At 60.8% G+C, this 19,127-nt stretch carries 17 protein-coding genes; 16 read left to right on the top strand and 1 reads right to left on the bottom strand.

Translation table 11 applies throughout. The annotated features are described in order from the left end of the window. Window positions 1–10: 10 nt before the first annotated feature. The 16 genes from MHY22_RS08630 to MHY22_RS08555 all read left to right on the top strand — a co-directional run bounded on the left by MHY22_RS08630 (window position 11) and on the right by MHY22_RS08555 (window position 17,926). Entirely contained in the window at window positions 11–1,882 is a 1,872-nt protein-coding gene (locus MHY22_RS08630) for a peptidoglycan D,D-transpeptidase FtsI family protein (RefSeq protein WP_370658848.1), read from the top strand. 9 nt (window positions 1,883–1,891) lie between these two features. Beyond that, a complete protein-coding gene (locus MHY22_RS08625; RefSeq protein ID WP_239278956.1) occupies window positions 1,892–3,427 on the top strand; it encodes a UDP-N-acetylmuramoyl-L-alanyl-D-glutamate--2,6-diaminopimelate ligase in 1,536 nt (511 codons plus the stop codon). A 2-nt stretch (window positions 3,428–3,429) separates the two neighbouring features. After that, window positions 3,430–4,959, top strand: a complete 1,530-nt coding sequence (murF, locus tag MHY22_RS08620; RefSeq protein WP_239278955.1) for a UDP-N-acetylmuramoyl-tripeptide--D-alanyl-D-alanine ligase — start codon at window positions 3,430–3,432, stop codon at window positions 4,957–4,959. 30 nt (window positions 4,960–4,989) lie between these two features. Then, a complete protein-coding gene (gene mraY, locus MHY22_RS08615; protein ID WP_239278954.1) occupies window positions 4,990–6,096 on the top strand; it encodes a phospho-N-acetylmuramoyl-pentapeptide-transferase in 1,107 nt (368 codons plus the stop codon). Between the two features lie 41 nt (window positions 6,097–6,137). Continuing rightward, complete coding sequence (murD, locus tag MHY22_RS08610) at window positions 6,138–7,529, top strand: UDP-N-acetylmuramoyl-L-alanine--D-glutamate ligase (RefSeq protein ID WP_239278953.1); 1,392 nt, start codon at window positions 6,138–6,140, stop codon at window positions 7,527–7,529. A 29-nt stretch (window positions 7,530–7,558) separates the two neighbouring features. Further along, complete coding sequence (locus tag MHY22_RS08605) at window positions 7,559–8,953, top strand: FtsW/RodA/SpoVE family cell cycle protein (protein ID WP_239278952.1); 1,395 nt, start codon at window positions 7,559–7,561, stop codon at window positions 8,951–8,953. Window positions 8,954–8,976: 23 nt separating this feature from the next. Next, window positions 8,977–10,077 (top strand): undecaprenyldiphospho-muramoylpentapeptide beta-N-acetylglucosaminyltransferase, encoded by a 1,101-nt coding sequence (gene murG / locus MHY22_RS08600; RefSeq protein ID WP_239278951.1) that lies wholly within the window; start codon window positions 8,977–8,979, stop codon window positions 10,075–10,077. Then, entirely contained in the window at window positions 10,078–11,541 is a 1,464-nt protein-coding gene (gene murC, locus MHY22_RS08595) for a UDP-N-acetylmuramate--L-alanine ligase (protein ID WP_239278950.1), read from the top strand. Continuing rightward, complete coding sequence (locus MHY22_RS08590; RefSeq protein ID WP_239278948.1) at window positions 11,541–12,212, top strand: cell division protein FtsQ/DivIB; 672 nt, start codon at window positions 11,541–11,543, stop codon at window positions 12,210–12,212. Before murC ends, MHY22_RS08590 begins: the two co-directional genes overlap by 1 nt. Window positions 12,213–12,525: 313 nt before the next feature. Beyond that, window positions 12,526–13,845, top strand: coding sequence for a cell division protein FtsZ (gene ftsZ, locus MHY22_RS08585; protein ID WP_239278946.1), 1,320 nt, complete (start codon window positions 12,526–12,528; stop codon window positions 13,843–13,845). Window positions 13,846–13,869: 24 nt separating this feature from the next. Next, on the top strand, window positions 13,870–14,601 hold the full coding sequence (gene pgeF, locus MHY22_RS08580; RefSeq protein WP_239278945.1) for a peptidoglycan editing factor PgeF: 732 nt from the start codon (window positions 13,870–13,872) through the stop codon (window positions 14,599–14,601). Beyond that, window positions 14,601–15,299: a YggS family pyridoxal phosphate-dependent enzyme gene (locus MHY22_RS08575; protein WP_239278944.1), complete on the top strand. Its 699-nt coding sequence runs from the start codon at window positions 14,601–14,603 to the stop codon at window positions 15,297–15,299. Before pgeF ends, MHY22_RS08575 begins: the two co-directional genes overlap by 1 nt. Before the next feature lie 104 nt (window positions 15,300–15,403). Continuing rightward, complete coding sequence (locus MHY22_RS08570; RefSeq protein WP_005324522.1) at window positions 15,404–15,856, top strand: cell division protein SepF; 453 nt, start codon at window positions 15,404–15,406, stop codon at window positions 15,854–15,856. A 76-nt stretch (window positions 15,857–15,932) separates the two neighbouring features. Continuing rightward, the gene (locus MHY22_RS08565; protein ID WP_239278943.1) at window positions 15,933–16,226 is read left to right on the top strand and encodes a YggT family protein; all 294 of its coding nucleotides are present in this window, start codon (window positions 15,933–15,935) and stop codon (window positions 16,224–16,226) included. A gap of 203 nt (window positions 16,227–16,429) precedes the next feature. Further along, window positions 16,430–17,605: a DivIVA domain-containing protein gene (locus MHY22_RS08560; RefSeq protein ID WP_239278942.1), complete on the top strand. Its 1,176-nt coding sequence runs from the start codon at window positions 16,430–16,432 to the stop codon at window positions 17,603–17,605. A 99-nt stretch (window positions 17,606–17,704) separates the two neighbouring features. After that, window positions 17,705–17,926: a hypothetical protein gene (locus tag MHY22_RS08555; protein ID WP_049377639.1), complete on the top strand. Its 222-nt coding sequence runs from the start codon at window positions 17,705–17,707 to the stop codon at window positions 17,924–17,926. A gap of 75 nt (window positions 17,927–18,001) precedes the next feature. Here MHY22_RS08555 and MHY22_RS08550 read toward each other — a convergent pair whose 3' ends face one another. Then, window positions 18,002–19,003, bottom strand: a complete 1,002-nt coding sequence (locus MHY22_RS08550; RefSeq protein WP_225746730.1) for an HNH endonuclease signature motif containing protein — start codon at window positions 19,001–19,003, stop codon at window positions 18,002–18,004. Between the last annotated feature and the right edge of the window lie 124 nt (window positions 19,004–19,127).

Genomic DNA, 19,127 nt, shown 5'->3' with positions numbered 1-19,127 from the left:
GCAAAAGAAGATGATGCGCAAACGCCTGCGCATCATCGTATCCGTGGTGCTCGTGGCGATGGTCGTCCTTGCCGGCCGCTTGGCCTGGGTACAGCTTGTGTGGGGCCCGGATCTTTCCGCCAAAGCCGTCACCCAGCGTGAGCGCGTCTATATTGAGCCGGCCCGGAGGGGAGAGATCTTAGACCGCGATGGCCAGCGCTTGGCCTACACGATGAAGTCTCGTTCCTTGACCGTCTCGCCGACCCGCCTGCGCGATGAGCTAAAAGACAAGGCCGAGATCGAGGCCCAAAAAGATGGCTCGACCGAGGGCATGGATGATAAAAAGCTGGATAGCTTCCTCACCAAGAAGATGGAGGAGACCCTCAAGGACATGTCTGAGGGAATCCCGAAGCTGATTGAGGATTCCGGCGCCTCGACCTCCAAGGTGGATAAGGACGACATCCTCAATAAGCTCAAAGCCGATACCCAGTATGAGGTACTGGTGCGCAATGTCGATCCGGATGTTGCCGTAGAGATCGCCAATAAGTACCACGGAGTGGCAGCGGACCGCCAAGACATCCGCCAATATCCCAACGGTGCCATTGGTGAAAACGTTGTGGGCAAGGTGTCGATGGATGGCCATGGACAGTTCGGTTTCGAGGCCGCGCGCGATACGGAACTTACCGGCATTGACGGCCAGTCCACCGAGGACGTATCCGCGGATGGCCAGGTAATTCCAGGCACGCTGCGTGACGTCGTGGATACCGTTGATGGTCGCGACGTCACCCTCACTTTGGATCTGGACCTGCAGACTTACGTTCAGCAAAAGTTGGAGAAGGCTAAGGCCAACTCCAAGGCTTCTGGTGCGGAAGCAGTGGTCCTCGATGCTGCCACCGGCCAGGTGCTTGCCATGGCCAATACCGATACCGTGGATCCCAATAAGAATGTTGAGGATCAGCTCGATGAAGGCAAGGACTTTGAAAACCGCAGCGTCTCCCATCCTTATGAGCCGGGTTCTGTAGCCAAGGTGGTTACCGCGGCTGCTGCACTGCAGGAGGGTGTGACCACCCCGGATGAGGTGCATCAGGTCCCCGGCTCCATCGATATGGCGGGCGTGACGGTCAACGATGCATGGGAGCACGGCACCGAGCCGTATACGACCACCGGCATCTTTGGTAAATCCTCCAACGTCGGCACCTTGATGATCGCCGATAAATTGGGCCAGGAAAAGTACGCCGAGTACCTCAAGAAGTTTGGGTTGGGCAATACCACCGGCGTTGAGCTGCCGAATGAATCGGCCGGTAGCGTGCCGGACTTGGAGCAATGGTCCGGCGGCACCTTCGCTAACCTGCCTATTGGTCAGGGCCAGTCGTGGACCACCTTGCAGATGGCCAGCGTGTATCAAGCGTTGGCCAATGGTGGCGAGCGTATCGAGCCGCGCATCATTGACTCGGTCAAGGGGCCGGATGGCAAGGACGAAAAGCTAGAGGAACCGGAAAAGAACCAGGTGGTAAGCCCGGAGACCGCCAAGACTACGGTGGATATGTTCCGCGCCGTCTTCCAAGACGATGATGCAGGCCTGCAAAACGGTACGGCCGGCAATGCGCAGCTTAAGGGTTATCAGCTTTCTGGCAAGACCGGTACGGCCCAGAAGGTGGACCCAAATACCGGGGCGTATTCGAATTCCGCCTATTGGATCACCTTTGCCGGCATTGCACCGGCCGATGATCCGCGCTTCGTTGTTGCAGTCATGCTGGATGAGCCCAAGTCCGGCGTGGAGGACAATGGAGGCGGCGGCCAGTCGGCGGCACCTATCTTCCGCGATATCGCCTCGTGGCTACTTAATCGTGACAATATTCCGACATCGAAACCAGCACCGCGGCTGACCCTGCGGGCACAATAGGAGCTTAGTATGACCGTTTCTTTGGATACTCTCGCCCAGCTTTCTGGCGGCCGCGTCATTGGTGATGCCTCCGTGGAGGTCGCCGCGTGCGGGCTGGATTCTTCCCGTTTGCCGGAAGGCGCGCTCTTTGCTGCCTTGCCGGGCACGCGCGTACACGGCGCGCAGTTCGCTCGCGATACCAAGGCTGCAGCTGTGCTTACCGACGCCGCTGGGCTCGCCCTGCTTACCGAGGCCCAGGAAACCCGCCCCATCTTAGTAGTAGAGGATATTCGTGCCGTGCTCGGCCCAATCTCCGCCGAGATTTATGGCCACCCCACCCGTGACCTGACGGTCATCGGCGTTACCGGCACCTCCGGCAAGACCACCACCAGCTACCTGCTGGAGGCTGGACTGCTGCACGCAGGGCATTCAGTGGGCCTTATCGGAACCACCGGTACCCGTATTAACCGCACGCCGGTTCCCACCTCGCTCACCACGCCTGAGGCGCCGACCTTGCAAGAGCTTTTCGCACGCATGAAGAACGAGGGCGTTACCCATGTGGTGATGGAAGTATCCTCGCATGCGCTGGAGCTGGGACGCGTGCGCGGAACTCGGTTTGCGGTAGGTGGGTTTACGAACCTGAGCCAAGACCACCTCGATTTTCACCCCACCATGGAGGACTACTTCCAGGCTAAGGCGAAGCTCTTCGCTGGGGAACAGGCGGCCGAGCGTGCCGTCCTCTGCATCGACGATGAGTGGGGCGAGCGCATGCGCGGCGTCGCCAAGAGCGCGGGCCACAAAGTCACTACGGTTGCCACCCAGGGCGCTTCGGCCACGATCAGCGCACGCCAAACCGCCACTGAGGCCACCGGTGCCCAGGAAGTAGCCCTGAATTATGACGGCGCCGAATTCACCTTCCGGCTGCCGCTGCCTGGCGAGTTCAATATCGCCAATGCTTGCTTGGCGCTCGGCATGGCCGCCGCGGTAGGAGAGGACCCAGCGGAGTTCCTGTCGGGCGTGGAGAAGGTCGCAGTCCCTGGCCGTATGGAGCGCATCGACCGCGGCCAAGACTTTGTGGCCGTGGTGGACTACGCGCATAAGCCGGCGGCCATCGCTGCGGTGCTCGACACCCTGCGCGGCCAGCTGGAGGGAACCAAAGGCCGCGTCGGCATTGTCGTCGGCGCCGGCGGAGACCGTGATAGCTCCAAGCGCCCCATCATGGGCGCAGCCGCAGCCAGCCGCGCTGACCTTACCGTGGTTACCGATGACAACCCGCGCTCCGAAGACCCTGCCACCATTCGCGCGGCGGTGATGGCGGGCGCACGTGACGCCTCCCCGGAGGGCGATATCCGCGAGGTAGGCTCCCGCGCCCGTGCCATCGATGAGGTCGTCGATTGGGCCGAGCCGGGCGATGCCGTCATCGTCGTAGGCAAGGGCCACGAAGTGGGACAGCTCGTGAACGGCACAACCTTGCACTTTGATGACCGCGAGGAAATGGCCCGCGCCATCGAGGAAAAGCTGGCCGGAACCCCGCACCGCGATACCCTTGGGAATGCGAAGGAGTAGACATGATTCCACTTTCTATTGCCGATATTGCCGAAATCACCGGGGGCAGCCTCGATTGCGTGTCTGACCCAGACCAGCGCGTTACCGGGTTCATCGAATTCGATTCCCGAAAGGTAACAAAAGGCGGGCTTTTCCTTGCCTTGCCCGGTGCCCGTGTGGATGGCCACGACTATGCAGCAAAGGCCATCGAGCAGGGCGCAGTGGCGGTGCTAGCTGCGCGGCCGGTGGGGGTTCCGGCGGTCGTCGTCAAGCCCCAAGGCCGCGTTACCGGTGATGCCGCCAACGCGGATATCTATGCCCACGACGAGGACGGCTCGGCCGCCGCGGTGGTGCAGGCGTTATCCGATATTGCGCGGGAGGTCACCCGCCGCTTGACCGCCGAGCAAGGCCTAGACATCGTGGGCGTAACCGGCTCGGCCGGAAAGACCTCCACCAAGGACCTACTGGCCACGATTTTCCGCGCTGAGGGTGACACCGTCGCTCCTCCCGGCTCCTTTAATAACGAGGTCGGCCTGCCGTATACCGCGTTGCGCTGCGATGAACACACTCGCTTCCTGGTTGCCGAAATGTCTGCCCGCGGCATCGGACATATTCGCCACCTGACCACCATTACCGCGCCCACCGTCGGCGTGGTACTCAACGTTGGTACCGCTCACCTGGGTGAGTTCGGCTCACGCGAGAATATCGCCCAAGCCAAAGGCGAGCTCGTGGAAGCATTGCCCTCGGCCGCTGAGGGCGGCGTCGCCGTACTCAATGCCGATGATCCCTTCGTCGCCGGCATGGCGCCGCGCACTTCGGCCAAGGTCGTCTACTACTCGGCCAATAAGCCGCCAGCTTCCGACGCCCAGTACTACGCCAGCGATATCCAGCTCGATGACGTCGCCCGCCCCTCGTTTGTGCTGCATGCGCCGGGAACGGACCCGCTTCCGGTAAAGCTGCAGGTCTTTGGCAAGCACCAGGTCTCTAACGCTTTGGCAGCGGCCGCGGCTGCCATCGAATCGGGCATGGACCCGCAGGTGGTAGCTAACGCGCTATCCGGACACCAGAATGCCTCGGAACACCGCATGGACGTGCGTACCCGCCGCGATGGAGTAACCACCATCGACGATTCCTATAACGCCAACCCCGATTCCATGCACGCGGCCATTGCGGCGCTGGCCTATACCTCGGCCGCCCGACCGGATGCCCGCGCCATCGCCGTGCTCGGTGAGATGGGCGAGCTCGGAGGAGAAGCAGTGGCCGCCCACCGTGCATTGGGAGAAGTGCTTTCCAAATACCACGTTGACCACCTCGTGGCCGTGGGAGACAACGATAATATGAGGGCCATGGTTGAGGCCGCACAGGCGCGGGGTATAAATACTACTATCAGCCCGGATGTTGACGCCGCTGCGGCGGCGGTCGAAGACATCATTAGGGTAGCGCCTGCCGGCATCGAAGATTGGACGGGGCGCGAGGCCAAAGATGTAGTCCTTATCAAGTCATCGAATGCCCAGCGCCTGTGGCGCGTGGCAGAACAGCTCAATCGCCGTTAGTCCTCAGTACAAGGAGAAAGACCTTTAGCAATGACTCAGATCATTATCGCGGGCATCCTCAGCTTCCTCGTCGCGATCTTTACCACTCCCATGTTGGTGCGCTACTTTTCCGGGGTAGGCAAGGGACAAGAAATCCGCGAGGACGGACCGCAGCTGCACCTGCGCAAGCGCGGCACCCCCACCATGGGCGGACTGGCGATTTTGCTGGCCATCACCGTGGCCTACCTCGTGGTGGGAATTTACGCCCGCGTGACCGGTAACGGTGGTTTTAGCCCCTCCGGTCTCTTGGTCTACTTCCTCACGATGGGCCTTGGCGGTCTGGGGTTTGCCGATGACTTCATCAAGCTATTCAAAAAGCGCAACCTCGGCCTGAACAAGACCGCCAAGCTGGTAGGTCAGCTGGCCGTGGCGCTCATCTTCGGCATCCTGGCGCTGCAGTTCCCAGATGCACATGGATTGACCCCAGCGTCTACCAACCTTTCCTTCGTCCGCGATTTTGATACCTTCGACATCGCCGTGGGCGGCGCGGTCATCGGGACCATTGTTTTCTTGGTCTTTCTCTACCTACTCATTGCTGCGTGGTCAAACGCCGTAAACCTCACCGACGGACTCGACGGCTTGGCCGCGGGCACTACCGCGATGGTGATGGGCGCCTATGCTCTGATTTCCTTCTGGCAGTTCCGCAACTCTTGCGCCGTGTCGCCAGCGGCAGGGTGCTATGAGGTTCGCGATCCGCTCGACTTGGCCGTGCTGGCTGCAGCTGGTCTGGGCGGTTGCTTGGGCTTTTTGTGGTGGAATGCCGCACCGGCAAAGATCTTCATGGGCGATACCGGTTCGCTAGCACTCGGTGGCCTCGTCGCCGGCCTATCGGTGACCACTCGCACCGAGCTGCTCATGATCATCATCGGCGCTATCTTCGTGATTGAGACGGTCTCCGTGGTTATCCAGATCATCGTCTTCCGCAGCACCGGTAAGCGCTTCTTCCGTATGGCGCCCATCCACCACCACTTTGAAAATGGTGGCTGGGCCGAGACCGCCGTAGTCACCCGCTTCTGGCTGCTGAGCGCCATGGCCGCTATTGCCGGCGTATGCATCTTCTACGGCGACTGGCTGTCTGCCGTCGGCTTTGCCTCCTAAGACTCACGCCTTTTAGCTTTATCGAGGAAAGAGGAATAGAGATGACCGAGTTGCCATCCTCGTTGCGCGGGCGAGTGCTCGTGGCCGGGGCGGGAGTATCGGGGCGCGGTTGCGTCGCTATGCTGGCAAGCCTCGGGGTGGATACCACCGTGGCAGATTCCAACCAGACCGCGCTGGCGGAATTGGCGGAGGAATTCGGGGTAGCAACCGTCTCCGTCGATTCTGCCGCCCAAGGCGATTTTGACCTTGCGGTTACTTCGCCGGGCTGGCGTCCCGATTCGCCCTTGTTGGTCGCCCTCCAGGACGCTGGGGTAGAGGTCATCGGCGACGTGGAGCTCGCGTATCGCCTGGATCGTGCGGGTGTCTTCGGCGCGCCGCGTACCTGGCTGGTAGTTACCGGAACCAACGGCAAAACCACCACTACGGGTATGTTGGCCCAGATTATGCAGGCAGATGCCAAGCGCACCGGCAAGCGCGCACTGGCGGTGGGCAATATCGGCGTTTCGCTTTTCGACGCCCTCACTGCCACCCCTCGCGTCGACGTTCTCTGCGCCGAGCTATCTTCTTTCCAGTTGCATTGGTCCAGCCACCTGCGCCCGGATGTGGGCGTGCTACTGAATTTGGCTGATGACCACCTGGATTGGCATGGATCGTTCGATGCCTATGCCCGAGCGAAGGCCAAGGTGCTCTCTGGTGAGGTTGCCGTGGTGGGCAAGGATGACTCCGAGGCGGTCCGCTACGCCGCGGATACCGCAGACCTCTTCCGTTTTACTGCCGCTGAACCTACACAGGGAGAGGTGGGCGTAAGTGCCGGCCGTCTTGTCTCGCGGCTTGACGGGAAGCGTGAGGATCTCGCGTCCGCAGAGGGCATTGAGCCCGCCGGCCTGGCAGGAGTTCTGGACGCTGCGGCCGCAGCCAGCGTCGCGCGTCTGGCAGGCGCCACCCCGGAATCCATTGCGCAGGGGTTGGCCGCATATACCGTCGCCGGGCACCGCGGCGCTGTGGTCCATGAGCATTCCGGCATCACGTTCATCGATAATTCCAAGGCCACCAACCCGCACGCGGCGGATGCGGCGCTCAAGGGGCTCAATTCCGTGGTCTGGATTGCCGGCGGGCAGTTGAAGGGCGCGGAGGTAGACGGGCTCGTCGCCAAGCACGCCGCCCACATCAAGGCCGCGGTAGTCCTAGGCGTGGATAGGGAAGAGGTAGCCCGGGCCCTCGCGGCGCACGCGCCGCATGCCCCGGTGGACGTCATCGAGACGCAGGAGCCTTGTGCAGCCATGAATGCTGCGGTGGAGGCTGCACTGCAACACGCCGACGCCGGGGATACCGTTCTTTTGGCGCCAGCTGCGGCATCGTTGGATATGTATACCGGCATGGCTCAACGCGGTGATGTATTCGCCGCGGCCGCGCGGGAACTTACCCGTAACTAGAGCTATAGATTTAAGGATCAGGAGAACACATGACGGCCACCTCCCAGCAGCGCCCGCGCTCCAAGAGTTTTGGCGACCGCGTTCGCGAGCTGCGCGAGCGCGCCCGCCAGGAAGCAGGCCTTGATTACCAGCTGCTGCGCCTAATCATCTTTTTCCTCGTGGGCATCGGCGTGCTCATGGTCTTTTCTTCCTCCATGGCTACCTCCCTGACCGAGGACGGCGGAGTATGGAACCAGGCATTGCGCCAGTGCGTGATGGTGTTCTTGGGCCTCGTTGCCTTTTGGTTTGGTCTCAAGGTGTCGCCGCATACCCTGCGCAAATGCGTGCCGTGGATTGTGGGCTTGTCCATCATTTTGCTCATCGCCGTGCTGATCCCCGGCGTGGGCACCGGCCGCGAGGAGGTAGGTTCCCAGTCCTGGATTTACTTGGGACCGTTCTCCCTGCAGCCCTCGGAGCTTGCCCGCGTCGCCGTAGGCATGTTTGGTGCCACCGTGTTGGCGGATAAGGAGCACAAATCCATGAAGGTGACGGATCCCTTCATGATGTACTCCCTCATTGCCGGCGTTATGTTCTTGCTCATCGTCCTTCAGGGCGATTTGGGCATGGCTTTGTCCTTTGCCCTCGTGGTTGTCTTCACCCTGATTTTCGCGGGCGTCGACTGGCGCGTCCCCGCGACCATCGGCGTCGCAGCCGTGTGTGGTTTGCTGTTTATCTTCCTTTCTGGCGGCTTCCGCTCCAACCGCTTCCACACCTATTTCGACGCCCTAGTGGGCAATATCTCCGATACTCAAGGTACGGGTTTCCAGTCCTATCAGGGCTTTCTCTCGCTTGCCGACGGCGGCTTCTGGGGCGTAGGCATCGGCCAATCCCGTGCCAAGTGGTTCTACCTTCCCGAGGCGAAGAATGACTTTATTTTCGCCATCGTGGGCGAGGAACTCGGCTGGTGGGGCGGTGCGCTCGTCATCGTGCTATTCGCCGCGTTGGGCTATGTGGGCCTGCGCACCGCAATGCGGGCGCAGAACCAGTTCCAGTCCCTGCTCGCCGCAACGCTGACCATCGGTGTGGTTACGCAGGCCTTCGTGAATATCGGCTACGTCATTGGTTTGCTGCCGGTGACCGGTATTCAGCTGCCCATGATTTCTGCCGGCGGTACCGCGGCTATCATCACGATTGGCTCGATGGGCATTCTGTGCAATGTGGCGCGTCATGAGCCGATGCAGATTTCCGCCATGCAGAACTTTGGCCGCCCGCTGTTCGACCGCCTCCTTTTCATCGGCGAGCCGCAACCGGTGCCGAAGCCGAAGAAGAAGGGCCGTCACGCTCGTCCGCAGGAGCCGCGATCCCGCGTGCGCGAGGAGCGCTTTGGCCGCCCCGTGACCGGAAGCGGCCGCCGCTATCCGCGCGCCGAGCGCCGCTATCGCTAGGTGGCGCTGGTAGCCTTTAGGCTATGAATTCCACGCCTATTTCCGTCGTCATCGCAGGTGGCGGCACCGCCGGACACATTGAACCCGCCCTCGCCGTGGGCGAAGCTTTGCGCGAGCGCCACGGCGCACGCATCACCGCTCTCGGTACCGAAAAGGGCCTCGAGCGCGATATCATTCCCGCACGCGGCGTGGACCTTAGCCTGATAACCCCCGTGCCAATCCCGCGCAAGGTCAACGCGCAGCTCTTCAAGCTACCGTTCAACCTCTCCCGCGCGGTGGGAGAGGCCAAGCAGATACTCAAGGACGTCGAGGCGGATGTCGTCTTCGGCACCGGCGGCTACGTGGCCGGGCCGGCTTATATTGCTGCGCGGTCCCTCGGTATCCCGTTCTATGTTCTTGAGACCAATGCCTTGGCTGGAATGGCCAATAAGCTCGGCGTGAAGATGGGTGGCATTGGGCTCAACGCCCACCCGGATTCTGGCATGCCGGGCGAGGTCGTTGGCATCCCCGTTCGCCCGAGCCTGGCGGAGGACCCGAATGGCAACCTGGCCGCAGACGCGCGCACCAAGTGGAACTTGGCCGAGCTTCCCACCATTCTCATCACCGGCGGCTCCCAAGGCGCGGCCAGCATCAACCGCGCCGTTGCTGGAGCGGTGGAGGACTTGGCGCAGGACTTCCAGCTCCTGCACGCCTATGGCAAGAAGAATGACCCGCCCGCAGAACACCCGAACTACGCCGCACTGCCGTATATCGAGGACATGGGCTCCGCACTTGCGGTAGCCGACCTCGTCGTGTGCCGCTCCGGCGCGATGACCGTTGCCGAAGTATCCGCCGCAGGCCTGCCGGCCATCTACGTTCCGCTGCCGCACGGCAATGGCGAACAGGCGCTCAATTCCCGCGAGGTGGTCGAGGCAGGCGCCGCCATCCAGATTCCGGATGCGGAGCTGACCGCAGAGCGACTCATCTCCGAGGTACGCGGCATTCTCGATGACCCGCAACGCCTCGAGTCGATGACGCACGCCGCCGCCCATGCCAGCTCCGGAGACGTGGCAAATTCCATCGCAGACCGCATCGCCGCCCGCGTATCCGAGGCCGAAGACGCGGCTGGAAGGAAGGATAAGTAAATGACTGATCCCGCACACTACGATCTGCGCCGCGTCCACCTCATCGGCATTGGTGGTTCCGGCATGTCAGGGCTCGCGCGAATCCTCGCCGCTCGCGGCGGAGTGGTCACAGGTTCCGATGTCAAAGACTCCACCCCGGTTGAGGTGTTGCGCACCATGGGCGCCAAGGTCGCCATCGGTCACGCCGCGGATAACCTGCGACTGTCTGGTGAACTGCCCACCGTCGTGGTTACTTCTTTTGCCGCCATTCCCCAAGACAACCCGGAGCTAGTGGCCGCAAAGGATAACGAAATCCCGGTAATTCGCCGCTCCGATCTGCTCGCCGCCTTGATGGAAGGCCACAAGCAGGTGTTGCTGGCTGGCACCCATGGCAAAACCTCCACCACGTCGATGACCGTGAGCGCGATGCAGCACGCTGGTCTCGATCCTTCCTTTGCCATCGGCGGCCAGCTCAATCGCGCGGGTACCAATGCCCACGGTGGCACCGGGGAAGCTTTCGTTGCCGAGGCCGATGAATCCGATGCCTCCCTGCTGCGCTATAGCCCCGACGTTGCGGTCCTCACCACCATCGAGCCCGATCACCTCGACTTCTTCCACAGCGAGGAAGCGTATATCCAAGTCTTCGATGACTTTGCTGATTTGGTCACCCCGGAGACCGGCTACCTCGTTGTGTGCGCCGAAGACGAGCACGCTGCCCGGGCTGGCGAGCGGGCGCTGGAGCGCGGGATCAACGTCGTGGCCTACGGCTCGCCGGAGAAGTCTTTTACCTCTACCGTGCCGCTGGCCGCCGAGCTGGTCCGCGAAGAGACCACCGCGGAAGGCATGGACACCACCGTCAAGCTCGACCTTCCTGGCGTTTCTGAAACCGTGCGCTACGAGCTGCAGATCCCAGGCCACCACATGGTGCTCAATTCCATGGGTGCCTTGATCGCCGGTGTGCTCTCCGGCGGCGCCCCGGCTGCCATCGCCGAGGGATTGGCTGTCTTTAGCGGTGTGCGCCGGCGCTTTGAGTACCGGGGGAGCGTCGACAAGCAGGGCAAACCCGTGCGGGTCTTTGATGACTATGCCCACCATCCCACCGAGGTTGCGGCAGTGCTGCGGGCCGCACGCGCCAAGGTCGAGGCTGAAGGCCACGGCGGGCGCGTCATCGCGTGTTTCCAGCCGCACCTGTACTCGCGTACCATGGAATTCGACGCCGAGTTTGCCCAGGCACTCTCGCTTGCCGACGCCGCCGTGGTACTCGACATCTACGGCGCTCGCGAACAGCCCGTGGAGGGAATTACCTCTCGCATCATTACCGATAAGATGCCCGCTGATATGCAGGTCATCTTCGAGCCGGATTTTTCCGCCGCTGCCCGCGACGTCGTGTCGGTGGTGGAGCCGGGCGATGTGGTGCTGACCATTGGTGCTGGCTCGGTAACCATGGTGGCAGCAGAAATCCTCGATGAATTGCGGGCAAGCTAGTGCGTGTATCCGCAAAGCTCATCGCTGGGGTCATCGCCGCAATTGTCGCTGTGGCCCTCATAGCGGCCGCCGTGATGTGGACAGTTCCCGTCCTGAAGGTACGCAATTTTCAGGTGGAAGGTGTCCACCAGCTTGATCCCGCACAGGTGGAGGAGGCCTCTGGGGTTCCCAAGGGCGAAAATTTGCTACGCGTGAACGCGCGTGAGGCAGCTTCCGGCGTTGCTGGATTGGACTGGGTCGATTCGGCGACAGTCTCCCGCGATTTCCCTTCGACCTTGACCATCAACGTGTCCGAGCACAAGGCCGTGGCGTTTGTAAAGCGCGATAATAAGCCCTACCTGATCGATGATAAGGGCGAGGAATTTACCTCCGCTGAGCCTCCGGCGGGCGCGGTTGAGGTGACCGGCTCCGTCGATAGTGGCTCCCCGCAAACTCAGGATGCCGTGCGGGCGATCGCAGCGCTTTCCGACGATGTCCGCAACCAAGTAGCAAAGCTCGAAGTAGCGGGCGAGTACTCGCTGACTTTCACCACTAAAGATGGCCGGCGCGTCTTCTGGGGTGCCAGCGATTCCAACGATGAGGACAAGGCGCATGCCTTTGCCACAGTATTGAAGATGGAAGGCCGCGAGTGGAATATTTCCAACCCTGAGTTGGTCACCACACGCGGATAGGGCGACGGGTGCCCCCGCAGGTGCTTTTTATCGCTCTTGTGGGCCCGTGCAGCACCGCTTAGGCGTGTGCGCTGCACGGGCTCTTTTTAGTACCTGAACCATGGGGCGGATGATACGGGTGTGACTTATAAAACCGCAGGTGAGAAACCCTAAAGTGGAACTTGAGGGTCTCGACACGCGGAAAATGTGCGTGAAAATTACACCGCTGTCGTTAAAGATGGAAAGGAACGCGATTCGCCTTCGGCGGAGCGCATTACATTCCTCGTTTAATGCACGTGCAGACTTAAAGTAGCGAAAGGTGAGACCTACTCACATGATCTCTTCCAATAACAATCTCGCGGATATCAAGGTCGTCGGCGTCGGCGGCGGCGGCGTCAACGCCGTCAACCGCATGATCGAAGAAGGCCTCAAGGGTGTTCAGTTCGTCGCCATCAACACCGACTCCCAGGCCCTTATCTTCTCCGATGCAGACACCAAGCTCGACATTGGCCGTGAGGCCACCCGCGGCCTCGGTGCCGGCGCTAACCCTGAGGTAGGAAAGACCTCCGCAGAAGATCACAAGTCCGAAATTGAAGACGCCCTAGAGGGCTCCGATATGGTCTTCGTGACTGCCGGCGAGGGTGGCGGCACCGGCACCGGTGCTGCTCCAGTCGTGGCGTCTATCGCGAAGAAGATGGGTGCGCTGACCGTCGGTGTTGTCACCCGTCCGTTTAAGTTTGAAGGCGCTCGCCGTACCCGCCAGGCCATGGCCGGCATTGAGGAGCTGCGCGAGGTCTGCGATACCCTCATCGTCATCCCGAATGACCGCCTGATGCAGCTCGGTGGGGAAGAGCTTTCCATCGTCGAGGCTTTCCGCGCTGCCGATGAGGTGCTGCACAATGGTGTGCAGGGTATTACCAACCTGATCACCATTCCGGGCATGATCAACGTCGACTTTGCGGACGTTCGCTCCGTCATGTCTGACGCTGGCTCCGCGCTGATGGGCATCGGTTCCGCCCGCGGTGATAACCGCGCCATGACCGCTGCTGAGCAAGCCATTAACTCCCCGCTGTTGGAATCCACGATGGAAGGCGCCAAGGGCGTGCTGCTGTCCATCGCCGGCGGCTCCGATCTTGGCCTGCACGAGGTTAATGCCGCCGCCTCCATGGTGGAAGAGCGCGCTGACGAAGACGTCAACCTCATCTTCGGTACCATCATCGATGACACCCTGGGCGATGAAATCCGCATCACCATCATTGCCACCGGTTTCGATGCCGAGGCGAATATGACCCAGGCCGCTGCGCAGCAGCAGCCTGAGCAGGAACAGCGCAAGCCGGGCTCCCTTTTTGACAGTCGCCAGCGCGAGGCCGCAGAGCCCGTCACCCCGGCACCGGCGCAGCCCGCTGCCGCTCAGCCGGTACAGGATGACTACTCCCCGCGCCACTCCTACGAGCCGCGCGCCGGCCAGGAGCGAGAGCGCTACACCCCGCAGCGCCCTGCCGAGGAGCGTCGCCCAGAATCTAGCGGTCTGTTCACCAACTCTGACCGTTTCTCCCGCGAGGAGCGCCGCGATGACTACCGCCTGTCCCGCCCATCCCAGCGTCGTGATGATGACGGCGACGACGATCTGGACGTGCCTTCCTTCATGCGCTAAGCGCAAAGCGCTACGCTGGTGTGCATGCCAGTAAACGAGGAACATCGCACCACCCGCCCCGTCCGCATGGTTTTTACTAGCCGTGCTGGCGGGGCGTCTGCTATTCCATACGATTCCTTTAACTTGGGGCACCACGTCGGCGATGACCCCGACGCGGTTGCCGCTAACCGCGAGCGCCTGAAGCGCGTGACCGGTCTGGACAATATCGTGTGGATGGAACAGCTTCACACCAATACCGTCACCGTCGTTGATGGTCCACAGGACGAGCCCGTGCCAGCCACAGACGCAATTGTCACCACCCAGCGCCGCTTGGGCTTGGGCGTCCTTGTTGCGGATTGCACGCCGGTACTGCTTGTCGACGTCGCCGCTGGTGTCATCGCCGCCGCCCACGCCGGCCGCCTTGGCGCCCGCAACGGCATTGTGGTCAATACCGTGCGCGAAATGCAGAAGCTTGGCGCACAGCCCGAGCGCATTCAGGTGGTTATGGGGCCGGCTGCTTCGGGAAAGAACTATGAAGTGCCCGAGGAAATGGCCACTGACGTCGAGCGTCGTTTGCCCGGCTCCAAGACACAGACGTCGAAGGGCACGTGGGGCATCGATGTGCGCGCAGGGCTGATTCGCCAGCTTATGGGGCTAGGTATCACCGCGATTGAATCCGACCCGCGCTGCACCATCGAAGACGAAGACTTCTTTTCCTATCGACGCGAAGGCGTCACCGGCCGCCAGGCTGGACTAATTTGGTTGGAGGCTAAGTAATGTCAGACCGAAAGGCACAGCTAGAACAAAACCTAGCGGCCACCCGTGCCGAGATTGAACGGCTAGCAGCGCAGTCAGAGCGAAAACCACCGCAGCTGTTGCCGGTGACGAAGTTTCACCCAGCTGCCGATATTGCCCTGCTGGCAGATTTAGGGGTTACCGATGTCGCCGAAAACCGGGAACAAGAGGCCCGTGCCAAGGCCGCTGAGCTGCCGCAGCTGCGTTTCCACATGATTGGCCAAATCCAAACCAAGAAGGCCAACCACGTAGCCCGATGGGCAGCCAGCGTGCATTCGCTTGATTCCCTCAAGCTCGCCCACGCGCTGGAGCGGGGAGTTTCCTTAGCCAAGGAACGAGGCGAGCGTGAAAGCAATTTGCCGGTATTTATTCAAGTCTCCGCCGACGGTGATGGTGCTCGCGGCGGTGTTTCTCCTGAGGCGCTCGATGAGCTCGTGCGTGCCGTAGAAGACGCGCAGCACCTAGAACTCGCCGGACTCATGGTGGTTCCGCCACTTGATGCCGATGCTGGCGAGGTATTTCGAAACGTCCGCGGAGAGGTAGATCGTCTATCCTCTGAGCTTAACCGACCGCTGAAAATGTCTGCTGGAATGAGCGCGGACCTGGCCGAGGCAATTGTTGCGGGCAGCGATATCGTGCGTGTCGGAACCAGTATCATGGGACCGCGACCAGTAGGTTAAAAATATCGCAAAAGCGCATTTCACAGCGTAAATCACATGAGTCACACCAGACACATTTTACGCGTTTAGACTTGTACAAATTTAGGTCAGAGGGAGACCCAAAAATGTCATTCATTGATAAGACGAAGGATTTCTTCGGGCTGGGCCCGGTGGACATCGAAGAGGACGATGCCTACTACAACGAGGAGCCGCGTTACTCCGAAAATAGCTCCTCGGCCTACGCGCCTCGCCGCGCCCCGCAGTCCTATGAGCCGGCCCCAGTGCAGGAGGAATTCGTTCCGACCATCGTGGCTATTTCGCTGACGTCTTTCAATGATGCAGCCAAGGTGGGCGAACCTTTCCGTGACGGTGATGCCGTTGTCTTCGAGCTGACTGACGCAGAAAAGGCCACCGCCAAGCGCTTCATCGACTTCGCTGCCGGCCTCTGCTTCGGCCTGGAGGGTCGTATGCTCAACCTCACCAAGGGCATGGACACCGAGCGCAAGGTCTTTTCTATCGTGCCTAAGTCTGCGGACATTGCAAAGCACGAGCTCGAGCGCGCCGCAGGCTTGCGCTAAAGCAGCAGGTCTCACTTAGCCCCCGTGGGGTGCCGATTGGGCATCTGCGGGGGTTTATTCGATAGGCTCGGTTATTGTGACACAACTCGGAATTATTCTTATCCTGCTCGTGCGGATCTATACGTGGGTGCTCATCGCTCGCATAATTATTGAAATGATCCAGTCCTTCTCGCGGCAGTTCAACCCTCCACGCTGGTTCATGGTTGTAGCGGAGCCTCTGTTTGTAATTACGGATCCGCCGGTCAAAGCGTTGCGCCGCCTGATCCCGCCTCTGCAAATGGGTGGCGTAGCGCTTGATGTATCGGTGCTTGTGCTGTTCGTCTTGCTCTCGATACTCACAATGATTTTGCGGATAATTTTCCTGAGTTAGCACCCCCGTCGCCTCGAAACCTGTGGTAAACGTTGAGACTCGGCGGGGCGTCGATTATTGTGGGCGTTTGGTTACGATAAATCGCGATAACCCGTATTATGAACCACATGTACCTTTGTGGGGAAGGTTTAGTTAGACCTGAACCGCACTCCTAAGGCCCTGGAAGCTCCGGGGTTGTACCAACCTGAAGGGGAAGAGAAGACATGCCACTGTCACCAGCTGATGTTCACAACGTCGCGTTCAGCAAGCCGCCAATTGGCAAGCGCGGCTACAACGAAGACGAGGTGGATCAGTTCCTCGACCTCGTAGAGGACGCCCTTGCCCAGCTGCAGGATGAGAACGAAGACCTGCAGGCGCAGGTTAGCGATCTGAACTCCCAGGCCAAGGCGGGTGCTGGCGCCGGTGCTGCTGGTACCGCAACTGCGGCTTCCACCCGTACCGATGAGGCTGCGCTGCGCAAGGAGATTGAGGCCAAGCTGCGCGCCGAGTACGAAACCAAGCTGGCGGACTCCAAGTCCGAGGTTTCCCGTGCCAAGGAAGAAACCAAGAAGGCACAGGAGCAGGTTAAGGCTGCCCAGGCTGAGGCTTCTAAGGCGCAGGCGTCTGGCTCCGCTGCTGCTTCCTCTTCTGCAGACCTGAAGGCAGCCCGCGAGGAGGCTGCTCAGGCGAAGAAGGATGCAGAGGCAGCCCGCGCGGAGGCAGCACAGGCTAAGAAGGAACTCGAGGCCTCCAAGAAGGAAAACGACGAGCTGAAGAAGTCCGCTTCTGCAGCTGGTTCTTCCAAGGCTGGTGCAGCGGCTGCGGGTATCGCAGGCGCTGGTGCTGCTCAGACCGCCGATGGCCTGGCTACCCCAGAAACCCACATGCAGGCTGCCCGCGTTCTGGGTCTGGCACAGGAGATGGCAGATCGCCTGACCTCTGAGGCTCGTGCAGAGTCCGAGTCCATGCTGTCCGAAGCACGCACTGCCGCCGAGAAGCAGCTGACCGATGCTGATTCTCGCTCCAAGGCGCAGCTTGCCGACGCCCAGAAGAAGTACGACGCCCAGCTGCAGGATGCAGATTCCCGCTCCAAGAAGCTGGTATCTGACGCTGAGGCTAAGGCAAAGCAGACCGAGTCCGATGCTTCTTCCCGTGCCGAAGCACAAATCCGTCAGGCCGAGGAGAAGGCTGCTTCGCTGCAGGCCGATGCCGAGCGCAAGCACACCGAGGTTATGAACACCGTCAAGCAGCAGCAGACCGCACTGGAGGCTCGCATCTCCGAGCTGCGCACCTTCGAGCGTGAGTACCGTACTCGCCTGAAGACCCTGCTGGAGTCTCAGCTGGAAGAGCTGGCTACCCGCGGCACCGCCGCACCGAACGGCGAAGCTGGCAACAACTAAGCCACTCTGTTCTTCTTAGCGCCCCCGCCACCGCAGCGGGGGCGCTATTGTTGTTTTAGACCGTAGTGTCTTAGCCCGCTCCTACCGAAAGGAACCATTGTGCTCGTTGCCGCTTTAGTTCTCGCCCTCGTGGCATTCGTGGCCTTGGTCAACTTCGTTATCTCGGGAGCCGATTGGTCGTTGTATATCGTTTTTGCCGCTGCTGGACTCGGACTTGTGTGTTTCATCCTGGACTGGGCGCATAAGCATCGCGCTGACAAAGCCCAGGCAACTGAATCACCTGAGCAGGAGGCTCTGCGCGCAGCCTTTCGCGAGGACTAACGCCGCGAGACCCCAAGCCTCCGGTAGCAGGCATGCCAATAAGGCGCACTAGGCGCCTCATTTCGCGGTCGGGCTCTAGCAATCGGGCGGTTGCCACCGAATCTGTCCATTCGTTCGGGTCAGCCGCCCGCGCAGCGGAGGGGCATTGGGATCGTCATCGTTGGCGCCATTGTGGTACGCGCAAGCTGTGGATAAGTTCGCGATATTGGTCAATCCACCGTGCAACCACGGCTCCAGATGGTGAATTTGGCATTCATCGGCAGGCTTAGCGCACCGCGGCCATGGGCATACCGGATTTTCCGCGCCCGCCATCAACCGCTGCTTGGCATTGGCGAAGCGCTCCGTGCGGTACAGGTTCACCGCGCCTTCATAGGGGCTCATTAGGGTTATGAGCCCATGCTCCTTGAGCGTGCGTTGCAAGTATTGCGCCCCCGTAAGCGTCGCTCCGTTGGTCATCTGCAAAGTGATTTCTTCACCATCACCGTTGACGATGCGCACGTAGTCTTCCAGCCGCACGATGACATTGGTTACCACCGTGCTTCGTTGCGCCGTATCTCCTCCGAAAAACGTATCTTCCACTACATCTAACGGCTTCCTATCCTGGTTTTCCACCGCCGCGTGAAGATCCGCAATAAACGAAGACGAGCCGTCGATCGCTAGCGTCCACGGCGCATCCTTGCGTCTGATGATGCGTATACCAGGCTTCACCTTGCGCTTTTTCTTCGGAACCTTGGATTGCGCCAGCTTTTCTAGTGCCGCTGCTGTGGCCTTGGTGGTGCATAGTTGTTCGCGGAGAACCCAGGCGTCGAAAAGCGTGGGCATCTTGCGCGCATACTTTTCAATGATGGATAGAGCAACAATGGAATGCCCATTGTGCTGAGCACCTTCGATAGCACGACGACGCTTCCTCGTGAACTTGGTCGTGCCGCAGTACGCCTCTTTTAGCAATGCCAACTCGCGGGCCGTCTTTTCAGCGGCACCTCGCGCGCAGAGGTCCTCCTCGGACATGCCTGCGCACCCGAGGACGATGTCCATCCCGGGTGCCATGGCTGCGAGGTAAGTATCTAGCGCGTTCACGACTCACAATTTATTTCCCCGCGCAAGCCCTCACAAGGGAAAATTTTTAGCCTGTGGATAACTTATTGTGCACGAAGATTCAGGGGCGCTATACTGTGGCCTACACGCAGTGATCCGGCCATCA

The sequence above is a fragment of the Corynebacterium sp. ACRPO genome (assembly GCF_022347205.1).
Classification (GTDB): domain Bacteria; phylum Actinomycetota; class Actinomycetes; order Mycobacteriales; family Mycobacteriaceae; genus Corynebacterium.
The sequence above is the reverse complement of the archived record's forward strand: the minus strand, read 5'-3'. Positions and strand labels throughout refer to the sequence as shown.

Excerpts from the sequence above, each read along its gene's own strand:
- pgeF (WP_239278945.1), top strand. The coding sequence starts at position 13,870 with ATGCCAGTAAACGAGGAACATCGCACCACCCGCCCCGTCCGCATGGTT.
- MHY22_RS08630 (WP_370658848.1), top strand. The coding sequence starts at position 11 with ATGATGCGCAAACGCCTGCGCATCATCGTATCCGTGGTGCTCGTGGCG.
- murF (WP_239278955.1), top strand. The coding sequence starts at position 3,430 with ATGATTCCACTTTCTATTGCCGATATTGCCGAAATCACCGGGGGCAGC.
- MHY22_RS08605 (WP_239278952.1), top strand. The coding sequence starts at position 7,559 with ATGACGGCCACCTCCCAGCAGCGCCCGCGCTCCAAGAGTTTTGGCGAC.
- MHY22_RS08560 (WP_239278942.1), top strand. The coding sequence starts at position 16,430 with ATGCCACTGTCACCAGCTGATGTTCACAACGTCGCGTTCAGCAAGCCG.
- murD (WP_239278953.1), top strand. The coding sequence starts at position 6,138 with ATGACCGAGTTGCCATCCTCGTTGCGCGGGCGAGTGCTCGTGGCCGGG.
- murC (WP_239278950.1), top strand. The coding sequence starts at position 10,078 with ATGACTGATCCCGCACACTACGATCTGCGCCGCGTCCACCTCATCGGC.
- murG (WP_239278951.1), top strand. The coding sequence starts at position 8,977 with ATGAATTCCACGCCTATTTCCGTCGTCATCGCAGGTGGCGGCACCGCC.
- mraY (WP_239278954.1), top strand. The coding sequence starts at position 4,990 with ATGACTCAGATCATTATCGCGGGCATCCTCAGCTTCCTCGTCGCGATC.
- MHY22_RS08625 (WP_239278956.1), top strand. The coding sequence starts at position 1,892 with ATGACCGTTTCTTTGGATACTCTCGCCCAGCTTTCTGGCGGCCGCGTC.
- MHY22_RS08570 (WP_005324522.1), top strand. The coding sequence starts at position 15,404 with ATGTCATTCATTGATAAGACGAAGGATTTCTTCGGGCTGGGCCCGGTG.
- ftsZ (WP_239278946.1), top strand. The coding sequence starts at position 12,526 with ATGATCTCTTCCAATAACAATCTCGCGGATATCAAGGTCGTCGGCGTC.
- MHY22_RS08575 (WP_239278944.1), top strand. The coding sequence starts at position 14,601 with ATGTCAGACCGAAAGGCACAGCTAGAACAAAACCTAGCGGCCACCCGT.